The following is a 17,056-nucleotide window of genomic DNA, read 5'->3' as shown; positions in this document are numbered from 1 at the left end:
TTAAAAATTATTTTTGCACAGATGCAAGTAAGTCTTTTTTAATGTCAAATAAATTATCAGAAATATCAACGTGATATTCACTTGGATTAATAAGTCTTAAATATTCTGGCCAGAATGTACTCTTAGCAACCAAATGATTTTCTCTTATTTCAGATAATTTTGGAGACTCATAAACCTGTTTCCCATCAATAAAAATAGGTTTTAATAATTCTTTTACATGGAAATTTTCCAAAGTTCTTTTCTTCCATGTATGAACAGGATGGTATATTGTTAAAGGTTTTGTTTCATCTATAATCTCATCATTTAATGTTATTAAATCAGCAATAGCTATATTCGTACGATTATCATAAAATCTTAAAACTTTCTTATATCCCGGATTTGTTATCTTAATTGGATCATTAGATACTTTTATTTTTGGTGATAATTTTCCGTTTCTTTCTATCGCAGCAAGTTTATATACTCCACCCAAAGCACTAGTACCGTCTGCAGTAATCATTTTTGTCCCTACTCCGTACATTCCAATCTTAGCACCTTGATTTCTTAAATCAGAAATAATATATTCATCTAAATCATTTGATGCACTTATAACAGCACTTTCAAATCCTGCTTCATCAAACATTTCTCTTGCTTTTACAGATAAATATGTTAAATCTCCGCTGTCAAGTCTTATACCATAAGCTCCTTTTAATCTTCCTGCTTCTCTTTCTTCCGTAAATACCTGTATTGCATTTTTAACACCGCTGTTAAGTGTATCATAAGTATCCGCAAGAAGTATTAAATTGTCCGGATTATATTTTGCATATGCTCTAAAAGCATCTATCTCTTTATCAAAAGCCATAATAAAAGCATGAGATATAGTTCCTTTAGAAACTGTATCCCAGCAATATTCAGCCTCTACATTACTAGTTCCTACACAACCGCCTATAATACATGCTCTTGCACCGTAAAGACCTGCTTCTGTTCCATGAGCTCTTCTAAGTCCAAAATCAAGTACAGGGTCATAAGTTCCGGCAGCAGAACATATTCTTGAAGCTTTTGTTGCAATTAAACTTTGATGATTAATTATCGCTAAAATTGCAGTTTCTATTATCTGAGCTTCAATTAAATTTGTCTTTACTCTTAAAACAGGTTCTGAAGGAAAGAATATTTCTCCTTCTTCCATTGCATATATTTCACCGCTGAATTTAAAGTTTCTTAAATATTCTAAAAAACTATCAGTTAGTTCAGGATGATTTTCTTTTAACATTTTTATGTCATCATCATCAAACTTTAAATTATTAATATAATCTATTACTTGTTCTAATCCTGCAAAAACAGAATATCCTCCTTCAAAAGGATTTCTTCTTATAAAGACATCAAAAACGGCTTTTCTGTCTTTAAACCCCTTTGCTTCATAAACGTTACTTACGCTTAATTGATAAAAATCAGTAGCTAATTCAAGCTTCCTTTGTTTTTCCATATCTAAACTCCCATTTATTACATTTAAATGTCATGTATAATTAAATATTATATCACTTTTTTTCTAAAAATCATTAAAAATAGTATAAAAAACCATATTATAGCAATACTTATAATATGTTTCAAAAAATAATACAAGAAAGAATTAAAATTTTATCCATATTTATTATTATTTTATTTACTTTATTAACAATTTTTGTAATAAAAGCCTTCATGTTTCAAGATAAAGATAACATAAATAAACTTTCATCTCAATACGAAACAGTTATACAAACTTATTATCCTCGTGGTGCAATATTAGATAGAAACGGAATAAACTTTTCTGATAACAGTTCTTTTGACAATTTAAAATTAAATATTCAAAATAATATAAATTTCCCTATAGGAAAAACTTTTATCGGAAATATTCAAATAAACGAGGAAACTACAACAAATCAAGCAGTTAGTGGAGTAAGCGGTCTTCAATTATATTATGATAAGCAGCTAAACGGAGGGGAGGCAATTAAAATCCTTTCACAAATAGATGCAACGGGACAAACAATAAACCAAAATAATTATTTAGCAGTTAACGACCATATAAACGAAGGGTATAATATTAATACAACAATAGATTATCATGTACAAAAATATACAGAATCTTGTGTAAAAGAATATTTAACAAAAAACAACTTAAAAGGTGCCAGTGTAGTAATAACAGACGTCACAACAGGTGAAATAATTACAATGTATTCAAGCGATGAAACCCTAAATAAAAATGTTCTTTCATATCAGCCCGGAAGTGTATTTAAAATTTTAACATTAGCTCTTGCACTTGAAAATAATGTAGTTGATTTAGATGAAGAGTTTAACTGCAACGGTAAAATAAATATTGACGGAGTAACAAGATATTGTAACGAAGGAAAGGGGCATGGGAAATTAACAGTTTTAGATGGTTTTGCAAAATCATGCAATGAAGTTTTTTATACTCTTGCAACAAGATTAAATATAAAAGATAAAAACGGAAACATTACTTCAAATAAAATTATAGATTATGCAAAAGAACTTGGATTTGGAAGCGTCAATGATAAAACAAATAAAAACAAAAACTTCATATTAGAATATAACGACTATTATTCATTTGTTCCAGATAATATATACAACAACCTAGATACGTTTAATCTTGCTTTGGGACAAGGAAACGTTCAAGCGACACCTCTAATGATGAATACAATAATGTCAGCCATAGCAAACGGAGGAAAAACCAATTACCCATATATTGTGGAAAGTGTAACATCTCAAAATGGAAAAATAAAAGAAACAAAAGAAAATAAGATATTTGATATGAAGCTTAGTGATAACACCATAAAAACCCTACAGAAAGCTCTAAGAATGGTATGTACAAAAGGAACTGCAAAGAATAATTCTATTGATAATTATGGTGGACTTGCAGGGAAAACGGGAACCGCAGAAAATACAAAAGAAACTCCTCACGCCTGGTTTAGCGGATATTTTCCATATAATAACCCTAAATATTCAATGACAGTATTTATTGAAAACGGAGGATATGGTTCAGGAACTGCTCTTGAAATTTTTGATAATATTGCAAATACTCTTTTAAAAATGGAAGATTAAAAAAAGAAGGTTAAAACCTTCTTTTAATCTTCTTTTATTCCTGTCATAAGATACATAAGATTCTTAACTGCTTTTACTTTTTTTCTAGAACATACACTTGCATCATAGTTAGTTTCTTGCGCAATTTTAACCATACTCATTTTTTCAAAATAATTAGATTCTATAATATTTCTGTCCATCTCTTCCAAAGAATCAAGTGCACTTTCAAAAAACGATAATTCTTTTTCAATTGCTCTTTTTTCGTTCATAATTTCTTCATCACATATTTCAAGTTGTTCAATTAATACAAGTCTTTTTCTTTTAAAATTCATTCCCTTTATTCTTTTTTCAAAAATCTTATAATTTTCACTCTTAGCCATAATCCCCTATCTCCTAATTAAATTTAAAAGAAAATAAAAAGAATAGTAAAAGAAATTCATTTTGACAACCTGTAATGATATAACTATAATCTTTGCTAATATTCTTTTTATTTTTAATATTCTAATGTATAAACATAAAAATTTAGCTTTAATTATACATTAATCATACACATATTATATATATTTCCCATTATAAAAAACAAGTAAGCTATGGAATAAATTTATACTACTTTGTCATATTTTAAGAAACAACTTGTATATTATCACAAAGTCTTGAAAATAAATTACCGATATTGGTTAATGTTTTCTTTTCCGGGCGATGGAATGTATATTTCTGCTCTTTTCCAAGCAAACGATACATATGTTCATTTTTATTACTATATCCTTTTATTACAATTCCATACAGTTCTAATTTAGACATAAAGCCGACAATTTGTTTTAATTCGTTCATATTACAATTTACTTCATTAATAAACGTAATTGAAATAATAACTTTAGACATAAAACATACTTTCTTTAAATTTTCAATTATTATTTCATTACTTTGTCCTGTATATTTTTCATGTACTTTTTTATTTACCAAATTAAAGTGATAAATAAAATAATCAACATAAGGAATAAATTTTTCCATTATTTTATAATCTATAAAACCGCTTGTGGAAACTGCTACATTAATATCTTTTTCTTTAAGTTTTTTTATAACCTCAAGTAAAAATTCTTCTTGAAGCATAGGTTCACCGCCGGCAAAAGTAACTCCGCCTCCGCTTGCTTTATAATACTGTATTTCCGGCATTATTCTTTTAATTAATTCATCAGCAGAAACTCTTTCACCTATAAGTTTTCTGGCTCCCATTGGACAAGCATCTACACATTTACCACATTTTGTGCATTCAAAAACTCTATTTTCTTCTTCTGCAAGCATTCTTTCATTACATGCTTCTATACATTTATAGCACATATTACATTTTTCTTTATCATAAAGCATTTCAATATTTTTACTTAAAGCTTCAGGATGTTCTCCCCATGGGATATTTAAAGATGAACCTTTCATATAAACAACAGTTCTAAAACCAGGACCGTTTTGAGTAGAATATTTATCTATTTTATATATTAACCCTTCCATAAAATCTCCTTTTTTTGTATCTTATGTTAGAAATATTTTTAAATTCAGTGTATTCCATATTATTATAATATATTTTACTCAAATATCAAAATATATTATTTAACTATTTATTATAAAAAAATGATTTAAAATATAATTTATTTGAAAGAATCTGTTTGAACATGAATATATTATCAAAGAAGATATATCTTTGTTATAAATCAAATTAATTATTTTCATAAGCTCAATTAAATTTATGTTATCAGAATTATTCAAATTAAGTCCTACTGCAATTTTATCCCTTTTAAAAACACTTATTTCTTCTAAAAACTTATTATATTCATCAAAGGATAAACTCTTTTTATCGCTTATATATGTAGGCAAAATGAAAATTTTATCAAAATTATCATTTATCTTTTTTACAATATCTTCATTCTCTAATACTTTATTTAATAAAGATATATCTAAAACAATATTAAATTTAAAATAAGAATGATTAATATTTGCTATTAATTCATCAAAATCTACTTTAGTAATGTCATAATAAATATTTACTTCTTTATAATATTTTTTATCAAATTTCAAATCTATATATTGAATGAAAGTTTTAACAGAATCAAAAACTTTATTATGAATAATTAAACTAACTTCCTTATTTTCTATTTCTGATATTTTCTTTAAATAAAAATCTTCAATATCATCATTTTCGTCATAAGCAGTATTATATCCAATAAAAGAGTTTACATAGGAATTTTCCAAATCAGCCTCTATAAAACAATTGCTCCCCATTGTTAAATCTACCAAAGAATACACTTTTATATATTTTTTCTTTTGCTTTAATTTTAACCTTATTCCTCCATCTTTAAAACATAAGGGACTTTTATTTAAAGAATATAATTCTTCTTTTGCTATATCAAATTTACTAAGTATACTTTCTATACTCTCTTCATACTTTTTAAAATAATAAAAATCATCACATGGGATAATTACTTGATTATCTCTTAGCTTATCGCCTCTAAATTTATTTGCTTCCATTATTTTATTTTTTTCTACCGAATATAATATACTTAAATCATCAATATTTTCATTTTCTCTTAAAAAATGAATTTGCATATTTTCCCTCCAAATAAAAAAAAGATTATTCATATATATGAATAATCTTTTTATTTTATTATTTAAACTACTTAACGTCTACTGGTCTTCCTCCACCGTTAACACATCCGCCTTCACAAGGAATAACACATACAAAATCGTATTCGCTTTCTTTGTTTATAATCTTTTCAACTTCTTCTTTAGATTGTTTTAATCCATTTACAACAGCACATTTTATTTCTTTACCATCTGATAATTCAAATGAAAATTCCTTTATATTACCTTTATCATTCTTAATCGAAGACTTATCTCCAAGTCTTATAATAGCATATGCTGTATTTACGCTTAAGAAATAAGGATTAAATATTCCTGTATAATCAAGAGTATCAAGAGGCTTATTATTAGCTTTATTTAAATCTATACCGCTTGTTTTAATTAAGTTTACAAGTTGATTTGTAGTAATTGATATATCAACACCACTTGTTTCTTCATTTTCATTTAAGAAAGCAGTACAATTTTCAACTCTTGTTAAATGAACATCTTTATCTATGTTTCTATCTAAGTAATCTTCTTTAAATTTCATGTTGATATCTTTTCTTATTTTTGGAAGATTTACAAAATAATTATCAGCTTCAGGATAAACGTCTTCTATTTCTTTTCTTATTCCAGGTGAACAAGCATATATTAAAGGTTTTCCTTCAGCCATATTTTCTTTTAAGATGTATGCAATAGCATTCATTTCTTTTATTAAATATTCTTCATAATCAATTACTTCGCTAAAACCAAGTTTATTTAAAACATCAACAACTTTTGCTTTAATAAGTGCATCATCAACACCTAAACCTTTTGATAAAGATTCATATGTGCCATATGACAATAAGCAAATATTGTAATAAGTATCTTCACCTAGCAAATAATATAATTCTTCAGTTGTACCCTTTTCAACTAATGCACCTGTTGGACAAACTGAAATACATTGACCACATCCTATACAATCACTGTTAATTACAGGAATATCAAAAGGAGTAGATACTGTTGTGCTATCACTTCTGTTTACAAAAGAAATAGCTTTTGCACCAACTTTATCTTTACAAATACTTACGCATCTTCCGCATTTAATACATTTACTGTAATCTCTTGTTACACAGTTTGAAGAATCATCAAAGCCTTTTTCAAAACAAGTTTCAAAATCACTTGGACCTGTCAAATATGTATTTGCTAAAGTTTGTAATTTACAATTACCGCTTTTTTCACAAATAGTACAATCACAGTTATGATTTGCAAGAGTTAATTCAAGTATTGTTTTTCTAATTCCTCTTAATCTTTTTGTTTGAGTCTTTACTTCCATACCTTCCCATACAGGTGTTACACATGAAGGAGAAAGTCTTCCTGATACATCAACCATACACATTCTGCAAGAAGCAGGTTTATTTACGTCTTTCAAATAACAAAGTGTAGGAATTTCAATACCGGCTTGTTTTGCTGCATCTAAAATTGTTGTACCTTCTTTTACACTTACTGGTTTATTATCAATAGTTAAATTTATCACTTCTATTCCTCCCCTTTAAGTGCACCCTTAAATTCATCGGAAAAATAAGTATATGCACTGATAAACGGTGTAATTTGAGTTCTACCGCTTCCGCATAATGACGCATCCAAAGCATTAACTATTCTTACATAGTTTTTTAAATCTTTTAAAGTGCCTTCTTTTTTCTTGAATCTATCCATAATCATCTTAAGTTGTCTATTACCTTCTCTGCATGGAACACATTTACCACAGCTTTCATGATAGAAGAAATCTTCAACAACAGATAAATAATCAATTACGCTATCATCTTCATCCCCAACTACAATTGCCCCTGAACCAATACTTCCTTTTACTTGCTTCATTCCTGAATATGTATAAGGAATATTAAGTTTTTCATAAGGTACAATAGTACCGCTGGCACCCCCAAGTTGTACGAATTTAGGTTGTTTATCGTTTCTTATTCCACCTGCGATTTTTATAATATTTTGAACAGTTGTACCAAATTCAACTTCATAAACACCAGGTTTTTTAACCTTTCCACTTACACTTATCATCTTTGTTCCAGGACAATCTTCAACACCATATTTTAATACTGTTTCATATCCGTTTTGCATCATTGTGGCTATTACACTAACAGTCTCAACATTTATTACAAGAGTAGGTTTACTGTGTAGACCACATTGTTTTACATAAGGTGGTTTACTTCTAGGTCTTCCGCTCTTTCCTTCGATACTTTCGCACATTGCGAAACCTTCCCCACAAACATAAGAGCCACCGCCTGAGAAAAGAGATAATTCAAAATTAAAACCACTTGATAAAATATCTTTACCTAAAAATCCTTTATCATAAACTTGTTTTATTGCATATTCAATATCTTTATGCATGAAAGTATACTCTTCTCTTACATAAATATGTCCGGTATTTGCTCCCGCACAGTAAGCTGCAATTATAATACCTTCAATTACTTTATAAATACCGTTTTTAAGTAAATATTTATCTTTAAATGTTCCTGGTTCTCCTTCATCTGCATTACAAAGAACATATCTTTCTTCATCTCCAACAGCTTCTCTTGCTTGAGCAAGTTTTTTTCCTGTAGGATAGTTTGCACCACCTCTTCCTTGAAGTCCGCTTTTAGCTACATCATCTGTAGTCTTTTCATATCCTTGTTCAATAGCTTTTTTAAGTCCGCTAAAACCGCCTCTTTTTATATATTCATCAATATTGAAGGCATCATATGTTCCATAATCTTTAGAAATATATTTTACTTGTCCCATTATTTAGCCTCCCTTAATTTAGCAATTAAAGCTTTAACTTTCTTTTCATTTAATTTTCCAACAACATTGTCATTTACCCTAACCGCAGGAGCAATGTCGCAAGCACCAAAGCAAGGAACCAATTCCAATGTAAATAAACCATCTTCAGTAGTTTGACCTGCTTTAATACCAAGTTCTCTTTCAAAAATTTCTCTTATTTCGTCTTTACCGTTTAAACTGCAAGCAGTTGCATTACATAAACCAAGTATGTACTTTCCTCTTTTTTCAGTGCTTAACGCATCAAAATATGTTACAACTTCTGATACGTTACTAAGAGGAATATTCATCTTGCTTGCTATATACTCAGCTGTATCCAAGTTTATAAATCTCCCAGGAATTTGTCTTTGAATTTTTAATAAAATTTGAAGCAAATTCGATGGGTTATTATCATAATATTCTATTATGTTATTACAAACCTTTTTTTGTTCTTCTGATAACTTCAAAACAGCGTACCTCCCAATTAAATATAATCTACAATATTATATCAAAAAAATACAGAATATTCAATTAATTTACAATCCATTGAATATTTATTTAAAATAAATCCCTATTAATTTTATAATAATTGTTTGATTTTTATTATAAATTTCTTATACTTAAATATAATAAAATTTTTAGGAGAAAAAAAATGTTAAATATAGGACCACACATATCAATAGCAAAAGGATATAAAAAAGCAGGAGAAGAAGCTTTAAAAATAAACGCAAATACATTTCAGTTTTTTACAAGAAACCCAAGAGGAGGAAAATCAAAAGAATTAAACGAAAAAGATGTTGAAGCTTTAACAAAAATAATACAAGATAATAATTTTGCCCCAATACTTGCCCATGCACCATACACTCTAAATATGGCATCAGCAAAAGAAGATGTAAGAGAAGCTGCAAAAGAAATATTTAGAATGGATTTAGATATAATGAATCAAATCCCTTCAAAATTATATAACTTTCATCCTGGAAGCTACACAACAGATAACGTTGAAATAGGAATAACAAGAATTACCGATATTTTAAATGAATGTATAAAGGAAGATGACGATACATTTATTTTACTTGAAACAATGTCAGGAAAAGGCAGCGAAATTGGGAGAAGTTTTGAGGAACTTAGAGAAATCATTGACAGAGTAAACTTGAAAGATAAAATGGGAGTATGTTTGGATACTTGTCATGTTTACTGCGCAGGTTATGATATTGTAAATAATTTAGATAAAGTTTTAACCGATTTTGATAAAATCATTGGACTTGATAGATTAAAAGCAATTCACTTAAATGATACATTAAATGACTTCAATACAAATAAAGACAGACATGCCAAAATCGGAGAAGGCTTTTTAAAATTAGAACCAATAATAAGATTTGTTAATCATCCCGCATTAAAGCATTTACCATTCTTTTTGGAAACCCCAAACGATATGGATGGGTATAAAAAAGAAATAGAATTTTTAAGAGGAAATTACAAGGAGTAAAAATGAATAAAAAAGATTTAAGAGAAAAAATTCAACTTAAATTGAAAGACCTACATAGTAGAGAAGAAAAAAACAAATTAATATTTGAAGAATTAATAAATAATAAAGATATTAAAAATTCTAAAAATATTATGTGTTTCGTGAGTTTTAAAAATGAAGTTGATACACATAAATTTATTAAATATATGTTAAAAAATAATAAAAACATATATATACCAATAATAGATAGCAAAAATAAAATAATGAATATTTCTAAACTTAAATCCTTTGATGAGCTTGAAAAAGGATTTTATGGAATCCTCGAACCAAAGAAAGAATTTATAAGAATTACAAATCCAAATATTTTAGACATTGTAATAACTCCAGGAATAGTATTCGCAAAAGATAATTACAGAATTGGATACGGAGGAGGATTTTACGATAAATTTTTTGCTAACAAAAAGCTTAAAGCAAAAAAAATAGGACTTTGCTTTAGTGAACAGATAATCGAAAGCATTCCTATAGATAAATATGATATTCCCGTTGACTATATAATTCATAAATAAAAAATACCCATATGGGTATTTTTTATATTCCTATTTTTACAAGCTCCACAAATTGTTTTGCAGTTCTTGCACTCCTTCCACCATGTCTTATTGAAAAAGCCTCTGCCTTTGTAAATAACTCATCAAGATCCATTTCTACACCGTATTGTTTAGCAAGATTTTCAACTATATTCAAATATGCTTTTTTATCAGGTTTTTGGAATGTTATTGTAAGCCCAAATCTAGCAGAAAGACTCATTGTTTCCTGAAGTGTATCATTTCTGTGAAGTTCATCACCTTGTCTTTCTGACATTGTTTCTTTAACTAAATGACGTCTATTGCTTGTTGCATAAATAGCAACATTATTACCAAGAGCTGAAACCCCACCTTCCAATATAGCTTTAAGAGCTGAAAAATTATCATCATTACCGGTAAAGCTTAAATCATCAATAAATATAACAAATTTTAATGGATTTGCCGCAAGCTCATCCACTATATTAGGTATTTTATATAATTGATTTTTCTTTATTTCAAGAAGCCTTAAACCGTCATTTTTAAAATGATTGCAAACTGCTTTTACACTTGAACTTTTTCCTGTTCCTGCATCACCATATAAAAGCATATTGCTTGCACCTGTACCGTCAAGAAGAGCTTTAGTATTTTTAATTATCAAATCTCTTTCTCTTTCATAACCAAATAAATCTTCAAGTCTTTGAGAATCAGGATATTTTACGGGAACTATTTTATCATCATCAAGAACAAAAGCTGTATATTTTGCATACATTCCATAACCCGTAACAGTTAAAGAATTCACTTTTTCCTTATATTTTTCTTTTAAATCAAGCATAGTATTTTCCCATGCTGGTAGGAAACCATCATAAGAAATAAACTCTTTTATTTCAATAGGTGTTAACTTACTTAAATCATCAAGAATATTTAATTCTTCATCAACACAGTTTTCTATAAAATCAGGAACATTCTTCCCTGCAGCCTTAGCTTTTATATAAAAATTTTCATCATTTAAAATAAAATTAAATATGTATTTTGAAAAATCAAAATCATAATTATAAAGACATGAAACAAATTCACTATATACGAATACCATTGATTCATCATCTTCATATTCAAGAATAGTATCTAATAATATTCTTAAATTTTTTATAACATCTGTATTTAAAATATTTCTAAAAACTGCCAATGAATCCAGTTTTTCATTTAAACCTTTTAATGTATGTTGCATTTTTCTTCTCCTATAAAAAAATATAATAAGAGTATATCACTAAATTTTTCTTTTTTAAATATTTAATTAAAAATATTTGAAATTTTCAGAAAATAATATATAATGTAATTTAATAGATTTTTATTTATAAGGAGGGTTAAAATGTTAACATTAGATAAAGTTTATCATGCAGCATTTACACTAAAAGATGTAATAAGGAAAACAGACTTAATTATTGCACCCGCTCTTAGTGACAAAAATAATATATATTTAAAAACAGAAAATTTACAAACAACAGGTAGCTTCAAAATTAGAGGTGCCTATTATAAAATAAGCCAATTAAAAGATGAAGAAAAGAAAAAAGGTATTATTGCTTGCTCTGCGGGAAACCATGCTCAAGGCGTTGCGTTAGCTAGCGAAAAAAGTAATATACCATGCTTAATATGTATGCCTGACGGTGCACCAATAAGTAAAGTAGAAGCAACAAAAAGCTATGGTGCAAAAGTTTGTCTTGTAAGTGATACTTATGATGATGCTTACAATAAGGCATTAGAACTACAAAAAGAAGAAGGATATACTTTTATTCATCCTTTTAATGATGAAGATGTAATAGCAGGTCAAGGAACAATCGGACTTGAAATTTTAGACCAACTTGCAAATGTAGACGCAGTTGTAATTCCTATCGGAGGTGGCGGACTTATAAGTGGTGTTGCTTATGCCATAAAACACCTAAAACCTGAATGTAAAATATATGGTGTACAAGCCGCAGGCGCCCCAAGTATGTATAAATCTGTAAAAGAACATCAAAGACAAGCAACAGAAACAGTAAATACATTTGCAGATGGTATTGCAGTTAAAGAACCTGGAGACTTAACATATGAACTAGTAAGCGAATATGTAGATGACATTATAACTGTAACAGAAGATGAAATAGCAGCAGCAATCCTAACATTAATGGAAAAACAAAAACTTGTTGCAGAGGGCGCAGGAGCTGTATCTGTTGCCGCAGCAATGTTTAATAAAATTCCACTTAAAAACAAGAATGTTGTTTGTATCGTAAGTGGTGGTAATATCGATGTTAACATTTTAAACAGAGTAATTGACAGAGGGCTTGTGATGAGCGGAAGGAAAAGTGCTCTTACAATTGCTCTTACTGATAAACCTGGACAACTTGTTGGAGTAAGTAACATAATAAGCAAATGTGGAGCAAACGTTGTAGGAGTTCAATACGACAACGGAGATCCTGAAATGCCTATAAACAGTTGTTTTATTAAGATAACAATGGAAACAAAAGACAGCGAACAAGCAAAAGAAATTGAAAAAGAACTTACAGAAAACGGATTTAGAATTGTAAGTGAAAGGGTATAAAAAAGAAACCTTAATAGGTTTCTTTTTTACTTTTTATTTTTAAAAATATAAAAGATACAATATTATTTAATAAAATAGTATAAAAAAAGAGATATATCAAATATATCTCTTTTTAATTTAATTTTTTATTTCATTACAGCACCTTTGCTTGCTGAAGATACATTTCTTTGATATCTTGCAAGCCATCCACTTTTAACAGGTTCTTTAGGACATACATAAGCTTTTCTTCTTTTTTCAAATTCTTCATCACTTACTTTAGCATTAATCTTAGATGCAGGTATATCAATTTCAATAATATCCCCTTCTTCAATTAAACCAATATTTCCGCCTGCATAAGCTTCAGGACAAACATGACCTATTGATGCACCTCTAGATGCACCTGAGAATCTTCCATCAGTTATTAATGCAACTGTTTTATCAAGTCCCATTCCTGCAAGTGCACTTGTAGGATTTAACATTTCTCTCATACCAGGACCACCCTTTGGACCTTCATATCTAATGACAACAACATCCCCGTCAACAATTTTTCCATTATATATTGCATCAATAGCTTCTTCTTCACTATTAAATACTCTTGCCGGACCACTATGTTTAAGCATGCTTTCATCAACAGCACTTCTCTTTACAACACAACCGTCTTGAGCTATATTACCCCACATAACTGCGATACCACCTGTTTCGCTATATGGGCAAGCCACTGTTTTAATTAAGTTAACATCTTTAATTTCATGACCTTCAATATTTTCACCAACTGTTTTACCATTTGCTGTAATTAATGAAGTATCAACTAAACCTTTTTTATTAAGTTCATGTAAAACAGCCATTAATCCACCAGCTCTGTTTAAATCATGCATATGAGTTCCGCCGGCTGGTGCAAGATGACATAAGTTTGGAACTTTTGCGCTAAACTCATTGAATATTTCAAGGTTTAATTCAACACCAGCTTCATTTGCTATTGCCAATAAATGAAGTACACTGTTTGAAGAACAACCAAGTGCCATATCACAAGCAAGGGCATTTCTTATTGATTTTTCATTAATAATATCTCTTGCTTTAATATCTTTTTCAACTAAATTCATAATTGCCATACCTGCTTTTTTAGCAAGTCTTATTCTTCCACTTTCAACAGCAGGAATTGTTCCATTTCCAGGTAAAGCAATACCAATAGCTTCAGCAAGACAGTTCATACTGTTTGCTGTATACATACCAGAACATGAACCACATCCAGGACAAGTATTTTCTTCATATTCTAAAAGTTCATCATCATTTATTAAATCTGCTTTTCTTGCTCCTACTGCTTCAAACATCTTAGATAAAGATGTTTCTTCTCCTTTTACAAGTCCTGACATCATAGGACCACCTGAACATACAACTGTTGGTATATTTAATCTTACAGCTGCCATAATCATTCCAGGAACGATTTTATCACAGTTAGGAACCAATACAAGACCATCAAAACAATGAGCAATTGCCATTGTTTCAACACTATCTGCAATTAACTCTCTACTTGGAAGAGAATATCTCATTCCTGCATGTCCCATTGCTATACCGTCACATACCCCAATTGAAGGAACTTCTATAGGTGTTCCTCCTGCCATTCTTATTCCTGCTTTTACTGCTTCCGTAACTTTATCCAAATGAATATGTCCTGGAACAATTTCACTTTTTGCATTTACTACCCCTATAAGAGGTCTACTTAACTCTTCTTTTGTATATCCCATTGCATAGAAAAGACTTCTAGCAGGCGCCTTTTCTAAGCCTTTTGTTACATTTTCACTTCTTAACTTCATTGTCTTCTCCCTTTGTCGTTTATTTATTAATGTATTTCTCTTAAATCTCTTGAAATTCCTGTTATACCTGTTCTACAAACTTCTACAACATCATAACAATCTATCATTTTCATAAATCCATCTAATTTTTCAGGAGCACCTGTTAATTCAATAATCATGCTTTCTTTAGATAAATCGATTATTTTACCTCTGTATATATCAACAATTTCTTTAAGTGATGTTCTTTCTGTTTTATCTGTTTTAATTTTCACAAGTAAAAGTTCTCTGTAAAGAGAATTGCTTGCATCTAAAACAAATATATCTCTTACAACTTCAAGTTTTTGTGTTTGAGTAATAATTTGATATAAAGATTGATCACTACCGTTAAAAACAATAGTAATTCTTGAAATATTAGGATGATTTGTCGCTGAAACAGTTAACGAATCAATATTAAAACCTCTTCTTCCATACAAACTTACAATTCTAGTTAAAACATTAGATTGATTGTCAACTAAAATACTTACAACTTCTTTTCTATCAGCCATCTTACATTCTCCTTATTTTAATTTATTATCATATCATCAATGGTTCCACCATTAGGAATCATAGGTAGAACTCTTTCAAGCTCTTCTATTCTACAATCAATCCATACAGGACCATCTTGTTTTAAAGCTTCTTCAAATACATCTTCAAATTCTTCTAATGTTTCTGCTTTATAACCTTTTAAACCAAAAGCTTCAGCTAATTTAACAAAGTCTGTTTTTCTGTTTAATACAGTTTGAGAGTATCTTTTATCATAAAATACTGTTTGCCATTGATAAACCATACCAAGAACGCCATTATTCATAATAATTGTTATAATAGGTAAATTTTGACTAACAGCCGTACATGCTTCATTTAAATTCATATGGAAAGACCCATCTCCTACAAATTGAATGACTCTTTTATCAGGACATCCAACTTGAGCACCAATTGCAGCACCATAACTATATCCCATAGTTCCAAGTCCGCCACTTGTTAAAAATTTAACCGGTTTTACATTTTTTAGATATTGTGCAGCCCACATTTGATGTTGCCCTACATCAGTAACAAAAATAGGTTTTTTATCTACCATTCCACAACTTGTCATTACAATATCGCCAGGATGTAAATTACCTTTATAATATGTATCTTCTACAGGTGTTTTACTCCATTTTAATGTTGTATCCAACCATTCTTTTCTAGTTTTCTTTTCAATAAGTGGAATTAATCTTTGTAAGAAATTTTTTACATCACTTATTATACTCTTGTGTACAAAAACATTTTTGTTAATTTCACTTTTATCAATATCAACTTGAATTTTTTTTGCATTACTTGCAAATTTATTTGGATTAAGTGCAACTCTGTCACTAAATCTTGTACCAAGAGCTAAAACCAAATCTGCATTATATATAGCTTTATTAGCTGCAACAGTTCCGTGCATACCGATCATTCCAAGTCTTCTTCTATTATTGTATCCAAGTACACCCGTTGCCATTAAAGTATTAGTTGCAGGTATATCACCTTTTTCAAGTAATTCATTCAATTCTGCTATTGAATCAGATGCAACTATACCACCACCAAAATATATAACCGGTTTTTCTGATTCATTAATCATTTTTGCAACTTCTTCAATTTCTTCATCTGTTGCAATAGGATTTTCATATAAAGGAAGTGGACCTTGTTTTTTATATTCAACCAAATTTGCTGTTACATCCTTTGTAATATCAACTAGTACAGGACCTTTTCGTCCGCTATTGGCAATTCTAAAAGCTTCTCTTAAAGCATCTTCCAAATCTTCTACTCTATTTACAAAAAAGTTATGCTTTGTTATTGGTAAAGTAACTCCTGTTATGCAAATTTCTTGGAAAGAGTCTCTACCAATCAAATTATCCGGAACATTAGCTGTAATTGCAACCATAGGAATACTATCCATAAAAGCTGTAGCAATACCTGTTACAAGATTTGTTGCTCCAGGACCGCTTGTTGCAATAACGACGCCAGTTTTGCCTGTTGCTCTGTAATATCCATCTGCTGCATGTGCTGCACCTTGTTCATGTGCCGTAAGGACGTGCTTAATTTTATCACTATATTTATATAGTACATCGTAAATATTTAAAGCCGCTCCTCCCGGGTAACCAAACACCGTATCTACCCCATGCTCTAATAATACTTCTGCTACAATTTCAGAACCTGTTAATTTCATATCGCATCATCCTCTTCTATCTAATTA

Annotated in this window: 15 protein-coding genes; 4 read left to right on the top strand and 11 right to left on the bottom strand. The window is 29.3% G+C overall.

All coding sequences use genetic code 11. The annotated features are described in order from the left end of the window. Positions 1-7 precede the first annotated feature (7 nt). On the bottom strand, positions 8-1,459 hold the full coding sequence (locus V2W16_RS10005) for a nicotinate phosphoribosyltransferase (protein ID WP_138269441.1): 1,452 nt from the start codon (positions 1,457-1,459) through the stop codon (positions 8-10). A 212-nt stretch (positions 1,460-1,671) separates the two neighbouring features. On the opposite strand from V2W16_RS10005, the gene V2W16_RS10000 reads away from it, so the two are divergent. Beyond that, entirely contained in the window at positions 1,672-3,069 is a 1,398-nt protein-coding gene (locus tag V2W16_RS10000; RefSeq protein WP_329385314.1) for a peptidoglycan D,D-transpeptidase FtsI family protein, read from the top strand. A gap of 23 nt (positions 3,070-3,092) precedes the next feature. Here V2W16_RS10000 and V2W16_RS09995 read toward each other — a convergent pair whose 3' ends face one another. The 6 genes from V2W16_RS09995 to V2W16_RS09970 all read right to left on the bottom strand — a co-directional run bounded on the left by V2W16_RS09995 (position 3,093) and on the right by V2W16_RS09970 (position 8,906). Further along, positions 3,093-3,428 carry a sigma-70 RNA polymerase sigma factor region 4 domain-containing protein gene (locus tag V2W16_RS09995; protein WP_329385311.1) on the bottom strand — a complete coding sequence of 112 codons (336 nt, stop codon included), beginning with the start codon at positions 3,426-3,428 and terminating at the stop codon, positions 3,093-3,095. Between the two features lie 241 nt (positions 3,429-3,669). Next, a complete protein-coding gene (locus V2W16_RS09990) occupies positions 3,670-4,551 on the bottom strand; it encodes a glycyl-radical enzyme activating protein (RefSeq protein WP_329385309.1) in 882 nt (293 codons plus the stop codon). A gap of 99 nt (positions 4,552-4,650) precedes the next feature. Beyond that, positions 4,651-5,643 carry a hypothetical protein gene (locus V2W16_RS09985; protein WP_329385306.1) on the bottom strand — a complete coding sequence of 331 codons (993 nt, stop codon included), beginning with the start codon at positions 5,641-5,643 and terminating at the stop codon, positions 4,651-4,653. Positions 5,644-5,710: 67 nt separating this feature from the next. Further along, positions 5,711-7,171, bottom strand: a complete 1,461-nt coding sequence (locus V2W16_RS09980; protein ID WP_329385304.1) for a [Fe-Fe] hydrogenase large subunit C-terminal domain-containing protein — start codon at positions 7,169-7,171, stop codon at positions 5,711-5,713. A gap of 2 nt (positions 7,172-7,173) precedes the next feature. Beyond that, positions 7,174-8,424 carry a complex I 51 kDa subunit family protein gene (locus V2W16_RS09975; RefSeq protein ID WP_329385301.1) on the bottom strand — a complete coding sequence of 417 codons (1,251 nt, stop codon included), beginning with the start codon at positions 8,422-8,424 and terminating at the stop codon, positions 7,174-7,176. Further along, a complete protein-coding gene (locus tag V2W16_RS09970) occupies positions 8,424-8,906 on the bottom strand; it encodes an NADH-quinone oxidoreductase subunit NuoE family protein (RefSeq protein WP_253229931.1) in 483 nt (160 codons plus the stop codon). The genes V2W16_RS09975 and V2W16_RS09970 overlap by 1 nt, the downstream gene beginning before the upstream one ends. Before the next feature lie 185 nt (positions 8,907-9,091). Between V2W16_RS09970 and V2W16_RS09965 the strand changes: the two genes are divergently transcribed. Further along, entirely contained in the window at positions 9,092-9,925 is an 834-nt protein-coding gene (locus V2W16_RS09965) for a deoxyribonuclease IV (protein WP_329385296.1), read from the top strand. A 2-nt stretch (positions 9,926-9,927) separates the two neighbouring features. Continuing rightward, entirely contained in the window at positions 9,928-10,470 is a 543-nt protein-coding gene (locus tag V2W16_RS09960; RefSeq protein ID WP_329385293.1) for a 5-formyltetrahydrofolate cyclo-ligase, read from the top strand. Positions 10,471-10,492: 22 nt separating this feature from the next. On the opposite strand, the gene V2W16_RS09955 is transcribed toward V2W16_RS09960, so the two are convergent. Continuing rightward, complete coding sequence (locus V2W16_RS09955) at positions 10,493-11,689, bottom strand: ATP-binding protein (protein ID WP_329385290.1); 1,197 nt, start codon at positions 11,687-11,689, stop codon at positions 10,493-10,495. A gap of 141 nt (positions 11,690-11,830) precedes the next feature. Between V2W16_RS09955 and ilvA the strand changes: the two genes are divergently transcribed. Then, positions 11,831-13,036, top strand: coding sequence for a threonine ammonia-lyase (gene ilvA, locus V2W16_RS09950; RefSeq protein ID WP_329385287.1), 1,206 nt, complete (start codon positions 11,831-11,833; stop codon positions 13,034-13,036). 125 nt (positions 13,037-13,161) lie between these two features. On the opposite strand, the gene ilvD is transcribed toward ilvA, so the two are convergent. From ilvD to ilvB, 3 genes are read right to left on the bottom strand one after another with little or no spacing between them, the layout of a single operon-like run. Next, entirely contained in the window at positions 13,162-14,826 is a 1,665-nt protein-coding gene (ilvD, locus tag V2W16_RS09945; protein WP_329385284.1) for a dihydroxy-acid dehydratase, read from the bottom strand. Between the two features lie 26 nt (positions 14,827-14,852). After that, the gene (ilvN, locus tag V2W16_RS09940; RefSeq protein ID WP_253229934.1) at positions 14,853-15,350 is read right to left on the bottom strand and encodes an acetolactate synthase small subunit; all 498 of its coding nucleotides are present in this window, start codon (positions 15,348-15,350) and stop codon (positions 14,853-14,855) included. A gap of 17 nt (positions 15,351-15,367) precedes the next feature. After that, on the bottom strand, positions 15,368-17,029 hold the full coding sequence (gene ilvB, locus V2W16_RS09935) for a biosynthetic-type acetolactate synthase large subunit (protein ID WP_329385279.1): 1,662 nt from the start codon (positions 17,027-17,029) through the stop codon (positions 15,368-15,370). Positions 17,030-17,056 lie beyond the last annotated feature (27 nt).

This window comes from Anaerofustis butyriciformans (genome assembly GCF_036289385.1).
GTDB lineage: Bacteria > Bacillota > Clostridia > Eubacteriales > Anaerofustaceae > Anaerofustis > Anaerofustis butyriciformans.
The sequence above is the reverse complement of the archived record's forward strand: the minus strand, read 5'-3'. Positions and strand labels throughout refer to the sequence as shown.

Excerpts from the sequence above, each read along its gene's own strand:
- V2W16_RS09995 (WP_329385311.1), bottom strand. The coding sequence starts at position 3,428 with ATGGCTAAGAGTGAAAATTATAAGATTTTTGAAAAAAGAATAAAGGGA.
- V2W16_RS09975 (WP_329385301.1), bottom strand. The coding sequence starts at position 8,424 with ATGGGACAAGTAAAATATATTTCTAAAGATTATGGAACATATGATGCC.
- V2W16_RS09990 (WP_329385309.1), bottom strand. The coding sequence starts at position 4,551 with ATGGAAGGGTTAATATATAAAATAGATAAATATTCTACTCAAAACGGT.
- V2W16_RS09985 (WP_329385306.1), bottom strand. The coding sequence starts at position 5,643 with ATGCAAATTCATTTTTTAAGAGAAAATGAAAATATTGATGATTTAAGT.
- V2W16_RS09965 (WP_329385296.1), top strand. The coding sequence starts at position 9,092 with ATGTTAAATATAGGACCACACATATCAATAGCAAAAGGATATAAAAAA.
- ilvN (WP_253229934.1), bottom strand. The coding sequence starts at position 15,350 with ATGGCTGATAGAAAAGAAGTTGTAAGTATTTTAGTTGACAATCAATCT.
- V2W16_RS09955 (WP_329385290.1), bottom strand. The coding sequence starts at position 11,689 with ATGCAACATACATTAAAAGGTTTAAATGAAAAACTGGATTCATTGGCA.
- V2W16_RS10005 (WP_138269441.1), bottom strand. The coding sequence starts at position 1,459 with ATGGAAAAACAAAGGAAGCTTGAATTAGCTACTGATTTTTATCAATTA.
- ilvD (WP_329385284.1), bottom strand. The coding sequence starts at position 14,826 with ATGAAGTTAAGAAGTGAAAATGTAACAAAAGGCTTAGAAAAGGCGCCT.
- V2W16_RS09960 (WP_329385293.1), top strand. The coding sequence starts at position 9,928 with ATGAATAAAAAAGATTTAAGAGAAAAAATTCAACTTAAATTGAAAGAC.
- ilvA (WP_329385287.1), top strand. The coding sequence starts at position 11,831 with ATGTTAACATTAGATAAAGTTTATCATGCAGCATTTACACTAAAAGAT.
- ilvB (WP_329385279.1), bottom strand. The coding sequence starts at position 17,029 with ATGAAATTAACAGGTTCTGAAATTGTAGCAGAAGTATTATTAGAGCAT.
- V2W16_RS10000 (WP_329385314.1), top strand. The coding sequence starts at position 1,672 with ATGTTTCAAGATAAAGATAACATAAATAAACTTTCATCTCAATACGAA.